Source organism: Candidatus Njordibacter sp. Uisw_056, from assembly GCF_047730085.1.
In the GTDB taxonomy this organism is placed as follows: domain Bacteria; phylum Pseudomonadota; class Gammaproteobacteria; order Pseudomonadales; family Balneatricaceae; genus Njordibacter.
In genome coordinates, this window is the sequence record NZ_CP159830.1 from 132,793 (window position 1) to 147,324 (window position 14,532).

14 protein-coding genes and 1 riboswitch are annotated in these 14,532 nt (G+C 45.4%); of the genes, 5 read left to right on the plus strand and 9 right to left on the minus strand.

Annotated features, from left to right (window positions below; all coding sequences use genetic code 11):
- Positions 1–20: 20 nt before the first annotated feature.
- The 6 genes from ABXT60_RS00660 to ABXT60_RS00685 are packed head-to-tail and all read right to left on the minus strand — an operon-like array spanning position 21 to position 7,151.
- Positions 21–1,637: a benzoate-CoA ligase family protein gene (locus ABXT60_RS00660; RefSeq protein ID WP_443630860.1), complete on the minus strand. Its 1,617-nt coding sequence runs from the start codon at positions 1,635–1,637 to the stop codon at positions 21–23.
- Positions 1,638–1,649: 12 nt separating this feature from the next.
- Positions 1,650–2,795 carry an acyl-CoA dehydrogenase family protein gene (locus tag ABXT60_RS00665; protein WP_443630861.1) on the minus strand — a complete coding sequence of 382 codons (1,146 nt, stop codon included), beginning with the start codon at positions 2,793–2,795 and terminating at the stop codon, positions 1,650–1,652.
- A 1-nt stretch (position 2,796) separates the two neighbouring features.
- Entirely contained in the window at positions 2,797–3,609 is an 813-nt protein-coding gene (locus ABXT60_RS00670) for an enoyl-CoA hydratase family protein (RefSeq protein ID WP_443630862.1), read from the minus strand.
- A complete protein-coding gene (locus tag ABXT60_RS00675) occupies positions 3,602–4,063 on the minus strand; it encodes a MarR family winged helix-turn-helix transcriptional regulator (RefSeq protein WP_443630863.1) in 462 nt (153 codons plus the stop codon). The genes ABXT60_RS00670 and ABXT60_RS00675 overlap by 8 nt, the downstream gene beginning before the upstream one ends.
- The gene (locus ABXT60_RS00680) at positions 4,064–4,816 is read right to left on the minus strand and encodes an SDR family NAD(P)-dependent oxidoreductase (RefSeq protein WP_443630864.1); all 753 of its coding nucleotides are present in this window, start codon (positions 4,814–4,816) and stop codon (positions 4,064–4,066) included.
- A gap of 13 nt (positions 4,817–4,829) precedes the next feature.
- On the minus strand, positions 4,830–7,151 hold the full coding sequence (locus tag ABXT60_RS00685; RefSeq protein ID WP_443630865.1) for a bifunctional salicylyl-CoA 5-hydroxylase/oxidoreductase: 2,322 nt from the start codon (positions 7,149–7,151) through the stop codon (positions 4,830–4,832).
- A 536-nt stretch (positions 7,152–7,687) separates the two neighbouring features.
- A riboswitch (TPP riboswitch) is annotated at positions 7,688–7,807 on the plus strand.
- A 93-nt stretch (positions 7,808–7,900) separates the two neighbouring features.
- Between ABXT60_RS00685 and thiB the strand changes: the two genes are divergently transcribed.
- Entirely contained in the window at positions 7,901–8,920 is a 1,020-nt protein-coding gene (thiB, locus tag ABXT60_RS00690; protein WP_443630866.1) for a thiamine ABC transporter substrate binding subunit, read from the plus strand.
- A gap of 326 nt (positions 8,921–9,246) precedes the next feature.
- Here thiB and ABXT60_RS00695 read toward each other — a convergent pair whose 3' ends face one another.
- The 3 genes from ABXT60_RS00695 to ABXT60_RS00705 form a co-directional block, all read right to left on the minus strand.
- The gene (locus tag ABXT60_RS00695; RefSeq protein ID WP_443630867.1) at positions 9,247–10,440 is read right to left on the minus strand and encodes an MFS transporter; all 1,194 of its coding nucleotides are present in this window, start codon (positions 10,438–10,440) and stop codon (positions 9,247–9,249) included.
- A 153-nt stretch (positions 10,441–10,593) separates the two neighbouring features.
- Positions 10,594–10,812, minus strand: a complete 219-nt coding sequence (locus ABXT60_RS00700; protein WP_046483601.1) for a hypothetical protein — start codon at positions 10,810–10,812, stop codon at positions 10,594–10,596.
- A gap of 197 nt (positions 10,813–11,009) precedes the next feature.
- A complete protein-coding gene (locus tag ABXT60_RS00705; RefSeq protein ID WP_443630868.1) occupies positions 11,010–11,363 on the minus strand; it encodes a glutaredoxin in 354 nt (117 codons plus the stop codon).
- Positions 11,364–11,649: 286 nt separating this feature from the next.
- Between ABXT60_RS00705 and ABXT60_RS00710 the strand changes: the two genes are divergently transcribed.
- The 4 genes from ABXT60_RS00710 (at position 11,650) to ABXT60_RS00725 (ending at position 14,530) form a co-directional block, all read left to right on the plus strand.
- A complete protein-coding gene (locus tag ABXT60_RS00710) occupies positions 11,650–12,243 on the plus strand; it encodes a DUF938 domain-containing protein (protein ID WP_443630869.1) in 594 nt (197 codons plus the stop codon).
- A gap of 68 nt (positions 12,244–12,311) precedes the next feature.
- Positions 12,312–13,244, plus strand: coding sequence for a DMT family transporter (locus ABXT60_RS00715; protein WP_443630870.1), 933 nt, complete (start codon positions 12,312–12,314; stop codon positions 13,242–13,244).
- Between the two features lie 136 nt (positions 13,245–13,380).
- Positions 13,381–14,208, plus strand: coding sequence for an OmpA family protein (locus ABXT60_RS00720; RefSeq protein WP_443630871.1), 828 nt, complete (start codon positions 13,381–13,383; stop codon positions 14,206–14,208).
- A gap of 76 nt (positions 14,209–14,284) precedes the next feature.
- Positions 14,285–14,530: a hypothetical protein gene (locus tag ABXT60_RS00725; RefSeq protein ID WP_443630872.1), complete on the plus strand. Its 246-nt coding sequence runs from the start codon at positions 14,285–14,287 to the stop codon at positions 14,528–14,530.
- Positions 14,531–14,532 lie beyond the last annotated feature (2 nt).

The window sequence follows — 14,532 nt, forward strand, 5'->3', positions numbered from 1 at the left end:
TTACTACTCCTTTATGGGTCTTATTTTTTTAGTTTAAAACGTTGAATTTTCCCCGTTTCAGTTTTGGGTAGGGCATCAATAAAGTCCACTAACCGAGGATATTTATAAGGTGCAATAGTATTTTTTACGTAATCCTGTAGCTTTAATACGAGTGCATCAGAGGCTTGGAAAGATGGGCTTAGCACAATGTGGGCATGCACCAATTGGCCACGTGCTTCATCTGTCGTGCCAATCACGGCACATTCAAATACAGCCTCATGCCCTAACAAACATGCCTCCACTTCTGGCCCAGCGATGTTGTAACCAGAAGACAGTATCATGTCGTCTGTTCTAGCGGCAAAATAAAAATAGCCTTCTTCGTCTTGGTAAAAAGCATCCCCTGTAAGGTTCCATCCATTCATAACATAGTTGGCTTGGCGATCATCATTTAAATAACGGCATCCTGTCGGTCCTTTTACAGCCAGTTTGCCTACTTCTCCGCGAGGCAGTTCCTGCATATTATCGTCAACCACCTTGGCTTGATAGCCGGTCACAGGCTTACCAGTGCAGGCCGGTTTGGCATCATCAAGGCGATTAGACATAAATATATGCAACATTTCTGTGGCACCAATACCATCGAGCATGGGTTTACCAGTTTTTGCCTGCCATTCAGCAAATACAGGCGCGGGCAAAGTTTCCCCGGCAGACACTGCAACTCGAAGACTGGATAAATCAGCACCCTCTTCCATAGCAGCTAACATAGCACGGTATGCCGTAGGAGAGGTGAAGCAAATAGTGGCCTTGTAGGTTTCAATAATGGTAATCATATCTTGAGGTGCGGCTGTTTCTAGCAGAGTAGCGGCCGCGCCAAAACGCAGTGGGAAAATAGCTAGCCCACCTAAACCAAAAGTAAATGCTAAAGGGGGTGAGCCCACAAACACATCATCAGGTGTTACTTCTAATATTTCACGGGCATAACCGTCGGCAATAATTAGTAAGTCTCGGTGGAAATGCATGGTGGCCTTCGGCTTGCCTGTAGTACCAGACGTAAAACCTAGCAGTGCTACGTCGTCTGCACTGGTTGCAACAGCGTTAAAGCGCACAGACTTATTAAGTGCAATACGGTCTAGTTCAGCATCAAAATTTGCAGTGCCATCAAAGCCTACAACCTGGTCTAAAGTGTTGCTGGTTTTGGCGCAAGTGGTCATTTCGTCCATTAGGCGTGTGTCGCACAGTGCCAGTTTAATTTTCGCTAAATCTACAATTTGACTCAGCTCGCCAGCTCTCAGCATCGGCATAGTATTAACCACTACTGCGCCGGCCTTTGTGGCGGCAAGCCAGCATGCTACTAGGGCAGGGTTGTTAGCCGCCCGTATTAATATTCGGTTACCCGGCTTTACACCGTAATTATCTACCAATGCATGGGCTAGGCGGTTGCTCCAATCAGCCAGCTCTTTGTATGTGCGTACTCGGCCATTACCAATTAAGGCAGTTTGATCACCAAAGCCACGTTCTACCATGCGATCAGTCAGTTCAACTGCTACATTGAGTTGCTTAGGGTAAGCATACTGGCTGGTATTGAGCGAAGGCCACTGATCCATAGGGGGCAAGTTATCGCGACAAAATGTATCTACATGACCTGAATCGAGTAACTTCATGGGGCCTCCTACCTAAAGCTGCTTGGCAATAATTATTTTTTGAACGTCTGTGGCGCCTTCATATATGCGTAAAGCCCGTATTTCACGGTATAAGCACTCTACAGTGGCCCCACTTCTTACGCCTTCTGCGCCATGTATTTGTACCGCTTGATCAATAACCTTTTGGGCCATTTCGGTAGCATAGAGCTTAGCCATAGCCGCTTCTTTAGAGACCCTTGCGACGCCCTGATCTTTAGTCCAGGCAGCTCGGTAAACCAGCAATGCAGCGGCATCTATTTGGGTGGCCATGTCGGCTAGGTGCCCTTGGACCATTTGTAAATCCCGTAATGGTGCACCAAATAATTGCCTGCTCTGGCTGCGCTCTAATGATTCATGCAACGCCCTGCGTGCCATACCTAAAGCAGCGGCTCCTACACTAGAACGGAAGATGTCTAGTACAGACATAGCGACCTTAAAGCCACTTCCTGCATCGCCAATCATTTGGCTGCTATGTACCTCAACCTTGTTGAAATTTAGCCGAGCTAAAGGGTGAGGTGCAACTGTATGCAGGCGTTCTGCCACTGTAAGCCCTGCGCTATTTGCAGGTACTAAAAACGCAGATAAACCCTTTGCGCCAGCCGCTTCACCGGTGCGAGCGAAAACACAATATACGTCGGCAATGCCGCCATTTGAAATCCATGTCTTTTCACCATTAAGGACGTAATTTTCACCCTCTAGATGAGCACTCAGGGCAATATTTGCCACATCAGATCCCGATCGTGGTTCAGTTAATGCAAACCCAGAGAGTGCCTCGCCAGCACGGGTTTTGCGTAACCATTGTTGTTGGTCCTGGGTGCCAAACAGACTTATGGCACCCGTACCAAGGCCCTGCATAGCGAAGGAAAAGTCGGCTAAAGTATCATGCCTAGCGAGAGTTTCTCGAATTAAACACAAGGTTCTGGTATCTAATGATTGGTGGGTAGAGGAATCTGGATTTATAGCACTGTGGTTAAGCCAGCCCCCATCTCCCAGCATTTTTACTAACTGGATACAGGCTTGATCTACATCACTATGATCCACTGGCAAATGTACTTCACACCAGGCCTCCAATTCTGTAGCCAGTTGCCGGTGGTAGTCATCAAAGAAAGGCCAAGTTAAAAAGCTCATATCGCGGTGCATGCTAATTACCCTCAAAGCTAGGTGTTTGTTTATTAATAAAAGCCTCATATGCACGTTTGAAATCTTGTGTTTGCATACACAGTGCTTGGCCCTGAGCTTCAGCCTCTATGGCTTGTTCTGGCGACATATTCCACTCATGATTGAGTTGAGTTTTGGTCATCATATGTGCAAAGCTAGGCCCAGCAGCAATCTTTTTGGCCATATCCTGTGCCGTTTCTTCTAACGCTTCTACTGCAACAATTCTGCTATAAAAACCCCATTGCTGGCCTTCTTCTGCGCTCATGGAACGGCCAGTAAATAGTAAGTCAGCTGCTCGAGATTGGCCAATAATACGAGGTAAAATGGCGCAGGCACCCATGTCGCATCCTGCTAAACCTACACGGGTAAATAAGAACGCAGTTTTTGCTTGTGGGGTCGCTATGCGCATATCGCTGGCCATTGCCAAAATAGCGCCAGCACCAACAGCCACGCCATCCACTGCAGCTATAATGGGTTTGCCACAAGCCAGCATAGCTTTCACTAGGTCACCCGTCATACGAGTAAAATTGAGCAAACCTAAAGTGTCTTTATCTAACAAGGGGCCGATAATATCGTGCACGTCTCCACCAGAACAAAAGTTGCCACCATTGGGTAAAATAACAACGGTCTTGATGGTCTGTTGTAGTGCTAGTTGCAAAAAGAGCGTCTTTAACTCTGCGTAGCTTTCAAAGGTGAGGGGGTTTTTACGATCTGGACGATTAAGCTTAATCGTACCAACGCCATGAGAGCAGTGCCAATGAAAGTGAGTTGCAGTAACATCTTCTAACCTAGTCATTTTTGTTCACCTTATGGTTAGCCAGTCGTTCAAGTAATGTTAATAAAGTATTAGATTCTTCGGTGTTAAGCGGTTGCATAATGTCATCAATCCACTGCGCGTGGCGTTGAGCGAGCTGTTTAAATTCTGCCTGCCCGCTTGGGCTTAAACACACTTTTTGAGCGCGGCGGTCATGGGTATCTTGGGTTCGTTCTATCAGGCCGCTTTCGGCAAGGCGGCTTACAATGCCGGTAACATTGCCATTAGACACCATCAAAAAGTCAGATAACTCTGTCATGCGTAAGCCATCCGTGTGGTGATCCAAAGCGGCCATAACATCAAATCTTGGCAATGTTGTACTGCACTCTTTTTTTAGCCTCTCGCGCAAGGCTGTTTCAATACTAGTACTGGTTTTGAGAAGCTTTAACCATACTCGAAGGTGCTGGCGGGTATTAGCATCGTAGTGATTAACCATTTAAGGAGCGCCTCCATCCAGTTTTAAGGTGACCCCATTAGACGCAGGGGATTGGCATAAAAAAACCACGGCATCGGCTATTTCTTGAGGCTCTATAAATCGGCCTATGGGGTTGTCTAATAACAATTTACTCTCAGCTTTTGCTTGGTCAGCGCCTGTGGCCTGCATAATCTTGGCAATACTGCGCTGTAACATAGGTGTGTTGGTAAACCCTGGACAAATAGCATTAACAGTAATGTTTTTTGGCCCCAGTTCAATAGCCAATGACTTAACCAGCCCAATGACCCCATGTTTAGCGGCGCTGTATGCGGAGGCATATTTATAGCCCCGCAACCCGGCAGTTGAGGCAATAGCAATTAGACGGCCTTCTGAGTGTCCCAGTAAATCTGACAAGGTGGCTTGAAAAGTGTTGAAACAGCCATCAAGATTAACCCCCATGGCTTGCTGCCAATCTTGCTGGGAAATTTTGCTAAACGGGCGTGCCTCAGCACTGCCTGCATTAGCAATAGCAATTGAAAAAGGGCCAAAACTTTGCCTTGCTTGGTTTAAGGCATCATCTAATGCGACTCTGTCTGTCACATCACAGGTAAAATATTGGGCATTGTCTAAGCTGGATGAGAGCTCAATCAGCGGGCCTTCATTGCGGCCACACAAAGTGATACGACAGCCCAGCTTATCAAGCTGCCTAGCAATGGCAAGGCCAACGCCTGAACCTGCCCCAGTAACTAAAACATGTTGATTAGTTAAATCCATAGTTATTTCTCGTCTAAACCTTGCTCACTGCTGCCGCATTCACTATGGTAGCTTGTAGCGCTTTTTGGGCTTCAATCTGGGCTAAGCGATAATATTGGTCTCTACCTGCCCCATAGGGCAGAGGCCATAATTGCTGCTCATCACCAAGCTCAGCGGCAGCATGTAAGGTCCAAAAAGGGTTGGCTAAATGGGGCCTAGCTAAACACACTAAATCTGCCCGACCGGCCATCAGAATTGAATTAGCATGGTCTGCTTCAAAAATGTTACCCACAGCCATTGTAGGTATAGCTGCTTCGTGGCGAATTTGGTCTGCAAAGGGTGCTTGATACATGCGCCCATAAACAGGTTTGGCCTGCGTGCTGGTTTGTCCACTGGACACATCGATAATATCTGCGCCGACCTGTTTAAATGCTTGAGCTACGGCCACAGCTTGCGTTGGGTCCATGCCCATTCCATCTACCCAGTCATGGGCAGAAATCCGCACAGCCAAAGGCATATCCACTGGCATTACTGCCCGTATGGCTGCGAAAACACTTAGGGGGAATCGTAGACGATTATCTAATGTACCACCAAATTGATCCTGTCGCTTATTGGTTAATGAGGTAATGAAAGATGATAATAAATAACCATGCGCACAATGTAATTCGATCATATCAAAGCCTGCGTCAAGTGCCATTTTGGCAGCAGATACAAAGTCTGCCTGAACTTGGTCCATCATAGCTTCGGTCATTTCCGTAGGCATTTGGTTTGCCTCAGACCAGGCTACAGCAGAGGCTGCCTTTAACGGCCAGTTATCACTGGTTAAAGGCGCATCCATTTGCTCCCAGCCACGTTGTGTAGAACCCTTGGCGCCGGCATGCCCAAGCTGCATGCATATTTTTGCACTACTTTCTTGGTGCACAAAATCAGTAATCTTTTTCCAAGCGGCAACATGGGTGGTGTGGTAAAGCCCAGGGCACCCTATGGTAATTCGGCCATCTGCACTGGGGCATGTCATTTCCACATAAACTAGGCCAGCACCCCCTTTTGCCAGGTTGCCATAATGTACTAGGTGCCAATCAGTGGGGCAGCCGTCCTGGGCCTTGTATTGCGCCATAGGCGACACAACGATGCGGTTAGCCAACGTGAGCCCACGTAATTTAAATGGGGTAAACATAGGGCTGCGGTTACTAGGCATTTGGTTATTTTTTTGCTGAAACCATTGCTCAGCTAGCGATAACCATTTTGGGTCTCGTAAACGCAAGTTCTCATGGCTAATGCGTTGTGATCGTGTCAGCAAAGCATAGTTAAACTGCACAGGGTCTAGGTCTAGATAACGCTCTACTTGTTCAAACCATTCCATAGAATTACGTGCTGCCGACTGCAAACGAAGCACTTCAATTCGACGTTCATTTTCGTACTTTATAAAGGCTCGAGGTAGGTCTTGTTCTTGTTCCAGATAGTCTGCCAGGGCAATTGCACTGTCAAAGGCAAGGCGGCTACCAGAACCGATTGAAAAATGTGCTGTTGCTGCGGCATCACCCATTAGGACTAGGTTTTTGTGAGACCATTTTTCACACAGCACGCGTGGGAAATTAATCCATGCAGAACCACGGATATGGTTGGCATTAGTCATCAGCTTGTGGCCACCTAGATGGTCCTTAAAAATAGCTTCACAAATGGCAACAGACTCTTGTTGGCTTAGGTTGGCAAAACCAAATGCTTCAAATGTAGACTTACTGCACTCCACAATAAAGGTAGCTGTGTCCTTACTAAATTGGTAGGCGTGGGCCCATACCCAACCATACTGTGTTTTTTCAAAAATAAAGGTAAACGCATCATCAAACTTCTGATGTGTGCCCAGCCAAGTAAAGTGACATAAGCGTTCATCAATTTGTGGCTTAAACACTGAAGCAAATTGATTGCGGGCTTTAGACCTAAGTCCGTCACATGCAACAACCAGATCGTAGTCACGCATATAGTCTTCGTATTCACCTGCTTGTGTCTCAAAGCGCAGTTCAATGCCTAGCTCTTGGGCGCGGTGCTGTAAAATTTGCAATAATTTCATCCTGCCGATACCACAAAACCCATGGCCACTTGATACTTCACGTACGCCATCTTTTACTACCGCTATATCATCCCAGTAGGCAAATTCGTTACGAATGGCTGCCGCGCTAATGGGGTCATTGCGGTCTACATTAGCCAAGGCTTCATCAGACAATACAACGCCCCAGCCAAATGTGTCGTCTGGCCGGTTTTTTTCGATGATTAAAATTTCGTGCTTAGGGTTGCGTAATTTCATGCTGATGGCAAAATAAAGCCCCCCAGGACCACCACCGATACAAGCTATTTTCATTAACACTCGCTCCAGAGTAGAGAATTATTAAATAATTACTTTAAGTATAAAGTATAATATTTTAAGCCTAAAGTAAATACCTATAATTATGGGGTGACCCTCTAAACCACTCAATAAAGTTATCCCCACATAGTAGCGATTAATTAAAGAGTTCAGGGCCTGGAGCTAAGCAGTAGGCGAATACCAAAGTAGGTAAATAGGCCTCCTTTCAGCTTGTTGCTAGAATCTGCAACGAGTGCTGAAATGCCGAAAAGCAGCTGGGATTATGTGGCCTAGAGTGCCTGCACTTACTCCTAAAGTCGCCACAGAACCGCCCTGAAAGCCTTTGCTGGCAATGTAGCTAACAATAAAAATAAAACCCTGACCAGGAACAAAATTAAGTCAGACACCGGAGCTGATAAATAACCAAAGGTCCTGCGTTCCAAGCATAGGTGGGTGCTTCTTCGAGTGATTTGAAACGGAAAATCTATATTATTTCTTAAATCACCTCTTCTAGCCTTGCAACCAAGGCTAGTTTTGGTCTATATTGCGCCCACTATGACTTGTCGGGGTGTCCAGTTAATTTCTAATTAACGTGTTGGGCTGAGATCACTAACGTGAATCCCGTTGTACCTGATCTGGATAATGCCAGCGTAGGGAACAAGGAAACGCATCCACGTAAGCTAGCCTTACGCCGCTCCCTCCTCCTAATAGCGCCAATATACTATTGGCCGTCATAGAAATTAACTAGTTAATTTTTAGGAGTATTTATGTCTCACTATACGGCTTATATTGCCGCCGCCTGTCTCAGTTTAACGATCACCGCCACGCCAGCGTTAGCCGGCGATGCCCCCAAAAAAGAACTGACGGTTTATACCTACGATTCCTTCGTTTCAGACTGGGGGATGGGGCCACTCATAAAACCCACATTCGAAGAGCAATGTGGGTGTACCTTGAACCTAGTGGGTATGTCAGATGCTGTGGCCATGTTGCAGCGCCTCAAGTTAGAGGGTGCGTCTACTAAGGCTGATCTTTTACTCGGGTTAGACTTAAACCTAGTCGATGATGCCAAAAAAAGTGGCTTATTTGCTAATCACTCGGTAGACACCAATGGTTTAGAAATGCCCATCGACTGGCAAGATGATACATTTGTGCCCTTTGATTATGGCTACTTTGCGTTTGTTTACAACACCAAGCTTATGCCCAACCCGCCAAAAAGTTTAGACGAGTTAGTTAATGCGGGCCCAGAATTAAAGATCATCATTCAAGACCCACGTTCAAGTACCCCTGGTTTGGGTTTACTGTTGTGGATGAAGTCTGTTTATGGGAATGAGTCAGATGCGGCTTGGGCCAAGTTGTCGGATAATATTTTAACCACCACCAAGGGGTGGAGTGAAGCTTATTTCAGCTTGTTCATGGCAGGTGAAGCACCTATGGTGCTGAGTTACAGCACGTCTCCAGCCTACCATATGGCTGTTGAAGGTACAGACCAGTACCAAGCGGCTGAATTTGAGGAAGGTCATTACCTGCAAGTGGAAGTGGCGGCAAAGTTGAAATCGTCTCAAAATTCGGCACTGGCTGACGATTTCCTAAACTTCATGGTAAGTGAGGGCTTCCAAAAGCACCTACCCTTAAGCAACGTGATGTACCCTGTAAACACGCCTGCAGACATGCCAGAAGCTTATGGCAAACTAATTAAACCTACTCAGGTATTGCAGCTAGATACAGCTGAAATCAATCAAAACCGCAAGCAGTGGGTTAATGATTGGCTTAACGTGATGACCCAGTAGATCTTAGCCTCTGTGTGCAGGCTCTGTGGCGCTAGCAATAGTGCTGTTTTTGGGTCTGCTCATTTGCCTAAGCATTTAATTTAGACTGTTGCACTGTAAGTTGGGATGCCGATGTAATTAGCTTTTGCCATGTCGCGGTCTACCTGGCGAGAACCCAAAGTCTGCCTAGCGTTAATGAAGCGGATGTTACAGGCGTCATCCAGTAATACCTGCCATTTTTTTGCTCACTGGCTGCATACGTTTGCCTGCGTTACTAATGCTGTCAGTGTCCATCATTAATTCCTCCTAACGCACAACGGCAGCAATGTGTCTTTGTATTCGTGCAATCAAACACGCACATATGGTTTATCCATTGATAATAGAACCATAGCCATGGCCGAAACAATACTAAAGGCTGCGGCAATCAATAATGCTAATTGATAGTCTCGACTAATATCGAACAGCCAGCCAGCCAACCATGGCCCAAGGAGCCCAGCACAGCCCCATGCTGTAAATACACGGCCATAAATTTTGGCAATGTCTTGAACACCAAACAGCTTCGCAATAGCCGCAGGGTATGCAGCAATGGTGCCGCCGTAGGCAAAACCAATGGCACTTAAACTGATAAAGAGTCCACCAATCCTGCCAAATACAACTAAGCTAATAAGTGCACACGTAGTGATAATGGCTAATATCGCCAGTAACCCCTCTGCACGTATTTTATCAACTAAACGGCCGCCAATTAGACTGCCAAGCAAGTTAAAGGTGGCTATCACCATAGGTGCAACCCAGGGTGCGATGCCTGGCTGCAATGTGGCAACAACCCCAGCAGAATGACCAATCACCATGAGCCCCGATAACACACCTCCAAAATAGCCAAGCCACAGTAGTTGCTGGCTGCGACGCGAAGCTGATAAGGTGGCAGACCCCGGCTTATTATTACAGAATTTTGCCCCCACTTGCTTGAGTATCAGTGCACTTAATAGGCCAACAACAAGCAATAGTGCTGTCAATGTAATCATGACAGCCGTAAAGCTAAGGGTGTCTAATATAAAATTGAACAGGGTGGGTGAGATGACCGCCCCAAAAGCGTATGCTGCTGTGATAATGCCCATGGACAGGCCTTCTCGCCCCGGATAAGCTTGCGCTGCGAGTTGCAATCCAAACCCATAACCAAGCCCATTAGCTGCGCCAAAGACTACCCCATATCCAAGCCACACAACCCACAGTGAATTTCCTAGCCCAGCAATCAGTGTTCCTAGAGCAGCTAAGGCACACGTGGCCATAAGAAAAATTGCAGCAGATGTGCGGCCATAAGCTAAATGGCCAAGCAACACAGCAATAGATAACGACACCAAAGCAAGAGAATAGGTTAATGAGACTGCCGAACGGGTGGCGTCAAAAAGACTTTCAAGTGGCGCTAAAAGTATAGAAAAAGCATGGATTGAACCAAGCACAGCAGAAACAGTTGCTGCTGCAAGAAGGGTGAGCGAGCTTGGGCTAAAGCTAGGCCAAAACTTGGCTCTCGTGTGTTTCGTCATGGGTTCATCTCATTGCTTAAAAATGATCATAACATCTATTTTTAAGTGGTTACATCCACTTTGCTGTAACGATTTTTCACTTGCACAGACCCCACCATAGAATCAAAAAAGCCCACATATTATGTGGGCTTTTACAGCACTACTGGTTGTTTACTATCTATTAAATAGAGAGTAGATGACTGCAATTGAGGCTAAACCTACCAAGCCCTCACTTCCCAATGCACCAACAATGCTGAGAACATTCTCAACAACTCCGACACCTACGAATGCTACATTCGCACCAAAAATTACCTCTAAAACAATGGCTAGGGCAATAAGTGCCATGCCTGCTTCAGTGAGTTTTTTTATGCTGCTTACGATGCTATCAATCATAATTCGCCTCTTTAGAGTATGTTATTATTGTGTGGCTCATGCTAAGAATTAGCGATTCAGCCATCGACATCATATCAATATGGCTCAAATTAGCAAATTATTGGTATAAATTGGTACATTAAGTTTTTTGTGTATGGTTTTAAAGGCTAACTTAATTAGGTCAGCCACCTGTTTTTATTGCCAAATTTAATCAAACTTTAAAGTGCGTTATTGGCAATCAGTGATTTCACATCACTAGCCCCACCCACTAACATGCCATTAACAAAAACCTGTGGGTAGGTTGGCCAGCCGCTCCACATTTTAATAGCTAAGCGTTCATGCCACATGCTGCCATAACCACCAAATTCTAAATACGTTACCTTTAAACCTTGGCCTTCAAGTAGTTGTCTGGCCTTTTTAACAGCGGGGTTCAAAGACATACCAATCACCACCGCCTGATTATTGCTAACAGTATCAATTACTTGGGCAACAATTTTTGAGTGGTACTGAGCCACCCCTGTGCGAATGGTAGGATGAATTTGGGCATGATCTAAAACTGGGCGAATTTCCATATATATGATTCCGTGGTAGCGAAGCCAATAGTTAGTGGCTAAGTTTAAATAAAAGTTGCAGGCGCTAAGTTATGTAACTGCCTACATTAGTGGTTATAAATGCTGCAGTTTTCTGAAGCCATTGGCAGCATAATGGGCTGGCTAATATGCCTTGTACCTATAGCCAAAGGCGCCATATGGACGTAGTATTTAGGCCGTTTATTGTAACATTCTGAGTGCAGCAATATGAACACCAAAAAACGATTACTTGGGCCAATGAATTCACCGTCATTTGGTAATATAGCCAATGCATAAGCCCTTTTCACAAGCCTGTGCCAATAACCAAGTAGTTATTGGTGAAATTTTAGAGCACGTTTTTGCTAACAAAAAACATGTTTTAGAGGTGGGTAGCGGAACAGGGCAACATGGGGTGTGGTTTGCTAAACAAATGCCCCACCTAAGCTGGCAGATGAGTGACCGAGAACAAAATCATGCAGGTATTAGATGCTGGATGAGTGACCACCCAGCATCTAATCTATTATCCCCTTTGCCATTAGACGTACTCAGTGACCCCTGGCCAACTGCTCACTATGATGCTGTTTACTCTGCCAATACTGCTCATATTATGCCTTGGCAGGCTGTTATTGCTATGTTTTCTGGCATTGGTGAGCGGCTTTTATCAGGTGGCGTATTTTGTCTTTATGGCCCAATGAAATATTTAGGTGTTCTTGAAGCGCAAAGCAACGTAGATTTCGATGCAAGACTGCAACAGCAATTTACTCATCAGGGCATTAGAGAATTTCATGATATTAATGCCTTAGCTACAAAATATGGACTAGTGCTTCAAAGAGACTATCCGATGCCGGCTAATAACCGTTTAATTGTGTGGCAAAAGAGTTGATACTTTTAACTTAAGTCTATTTAAATAAAATAGCCTATTTAACAAACTTATCTTGCAGAGGGCTCACCGTGACATCATCTATTAATACATCCATGGGTATGCGTGAATGGCTAATGCTGATTACTCTATCTCTACTGTGGGGTGGATCTTTCTTTTTTGTTGGGGTTGCGGTGGCAGAATTACCACCCCTTACAATAGTGACATTGCGAGTAGGGCTAGCGGCGATTACGTTATGGATTATCGTACTCTTTATGGGCTTGAGCCTGCCGAAAAGCCCAAATGTATGGGTGGCCTTCTTAATTATGGGGTTATTGAATAACGTCATCCCCTTTAGCCTAATCGTATGGGGCCAAACGCACATTGCATCAGGTTTAGCATCGGTACTTAATGCCACCACTCCTTTGTTTGGTGTTATTGTGGTTGGCTTGTTGTTAGTGGATGAGCGGGCAACAGCCATGAAGCTTGTGGGTGTGGCTGTTGGTTTTTTGGGTGTTGTAATGATGATTGGAATACCTAGTTTAGACAGTGTTAAGCAGGGCACTATCTTGGCTCAAATAGCCATACTGGGCGCGGCATTATCTTATGCATTTGCAAGTGTTTTTGGGCGACGATTTAAGGCCATGGGGCTTAAACCCATTATAATTGCGGCAGGCCAAGTCACCGGTTCAACTGCGCTGCTGGCTCCTGTTGCCTTTTATGTAGACGGGCCTTTAGCCTTATTAGGGCCAGGTTCTCCTAGCATTATGGTGTGGGCTTCTATTTTAACCTTGGCGGTATTTTCTACTGCATTAGCGTATATCTTATATTTTAAAATTTTAGCGTCATCTGGTGCCACCAATATATTACTAGTCACTTTGCTAGTTCCTGTTTCTGCAATATTCTTAGGTTTACTATTCTTAAATGAAACTCTTCAGTGGGTTAATCTAGCAGGTATGGCGTTGATTGCTATAGGGTTATCAGCTATTGATGGGCGCCTTTGGAAGCGCAAAAGCCAGCATTAATTTTTTAACCAATAACCACCTACCTAGTACTGAGATAAATAATGTGCAGTTTAACCCGTCATATGTTAATTCTTACCCTCATGAAGTAGACTATGGTCAGCGGGAACCATCACCAGATTATTTAAAAGGGAAAATTATGTTGCGAACAATATGTTTAATAGTGTTGCTATGTAGCAGCACAATAATGCAGGCCCACAATGATAATGACTCACTGGCTCATCGGGCCTTCTGGTGGTCTGAAAACGGTAACCCGATATTGGATGGCAATGGCCAATGTATTCGCAATGGCTCATGGGAGTCGCTAGGAAAGCCCAAATGTTTGGCAGACGCTACTGATGCTGAGCCAGAAGTGGCTGCCGAAGTATCACCAACGCAAACCACAGAAACAAAAGAGGCTGTTGTTGCTGAAGAAGTTATAGCTGCGCCAGAAGTGCAGGTTGCCGCTGTTACTCCAGCACCAGCACCAGCACCAGCACCAGCGCCAGCAACAGAAACAGAAACAGAAACAAAAACAGAAACAAAAACAGAAATAGAAACAGAGTTAGCGGTTGAGCCAACACCTGAGCTAGTTTCCGAGCCCACAGTTAAAGTGGTTACCTATAGTTATCCTGTAGAGTTAATTACCACTCATATACTCTTCGACTTTGATAAGAACAACTTACGAGTAGATCAGCAGGAAAAAATTGAATTAGCGCTAATGAAGGCACGTAACGCCTATACTATTTTCAAAGTGAGCCTAGGTGGGCATGCGGATAGTAGAGGAACGGACAACTATAACTACGACTTATCCCAAAGGCGTATAAATACAGCTGTTAACTACCTTAACCTACGCGATATGCAAACGGACACCACCATGGCTTGGGGTGAAAGCCAATTAATCATCAATGCAGATGGTAGTGAGAACTTCGAGCTTAGCCGTCGTGTTGAACTGGTAATCAAGGTGCAACAAAAGGTTGCTGACTAACCCGTTCTAAATAGTGTGGACGTATAGGTTTGTGATGAACACCTACTAACACGTTGCATATTAACGAGTTGTCAACATGACATTTGCAACAATAAAACTACCTGCTGCAAGCGTAGGCAATGAAGCACATATTCACTTGCATCGCTTTGGTTCAAAGGGTGGCAAGAAAGTTTATATTCAGGCTGGCTTGCATGCTGACGAATACCCCGGGCTGCTTGTTGCGCAGCACTTACTGAGGCATTTGCAACAGCTTGACCAGCAGGGCGCAATTAATGCAGAAATTCTATTAGTGCCTTTTGCTAACCCAGTGGGTTTAAGGTAGCG

Coding starts and splice junctions, on each gene's coding strand:
- ABXT60_RS00660 (WP_443630860.1), bottom strand. CDS start 1,637: ATGAAGTTACTCGATTCAGGTCATGTAGATACATTTTGTCGCGATAAC.
- ABXT60_RS00665 (WP_443630861.1), bottom strand. CDS start 2,795: ATGCACCGCGATATGAGCTTTTTAACTTGGCCTTTCTTTGATGACTAC.
- ABXT60_RS00670 (WP_443630862.1), bottom strand. CDS start 3,609: ATGACTAGGTTAGAAGATGTTACTGCAACTCACTTTCATTGGCACTGC.
- ABXT60_RS00675 (WP_443630863.1), bottom strand. CDS start 4,063: ATGGTTAATCACTACGATGCTAATACCCGCCAGCACCTTCGAGTATGG.
- ABXT60_RS00680 (WP_443630864.1), bottom strand. CDS start 4,816: ATGGATTTAACTAATCAACATGTTTTAGTTACTGGGGCAGGTTCAGGC.
- ABXT60_RS00685 (WP_443630865.1), bottom strand. CDS start 7,151: ATGAAAATAGCTTGTATCGGTGGTGGTCCTGGGGGGCTTTATTTTGCC.
- thiB (WP_443630866.1), top strand. CDS start 7,901: ATGTCTCACTATACGGCTTATATTGCCGCCGCCTGTCTCAGTTTAACG.
- ABXT60_RS00695 (WP_443630867.1), bottom strand. CDS start 10,440: ATGACGAAACACACGAGAGCCAAGTTTTGGCCTAGCTTTAGCCCAAGC.
- ABXT60_RS00700 (WP_046483601.1), bottom strand. CDS start 10,812: ATGATTGATAGCATCGTAAGCAGCATAAAAAAACTCACTGAAGCAGGC.
- ABXT60_RS00705 (WP_443630868.1), bottom strand. CDS start 11,363: ATGGAAATTCGCCCAGTTTTAGATCATGCCCAAATTCATCCTACCATT.
- ABXT60_RS00710 (WP_443630869.1), top strand. CDS start 11,650: ATGCATAAGCCCTTTTCACAAGCCTGTGCCAATAACCAAGTAGTTATT.
- ABXT60_RS00720 (WP_443630871.1), top strand. CDS start 13,381: ATGTTGCGAACAATATGTTTAATAGTGTTGCTATGTAGCAGCACAATA.
- ABXT60_RS00725 (WP_443630872.1), top strand. CDS start 14,285: ATGACATTTGCAACAATAAAACTACCTGCTGCAAGCGTAGGCAATGAA.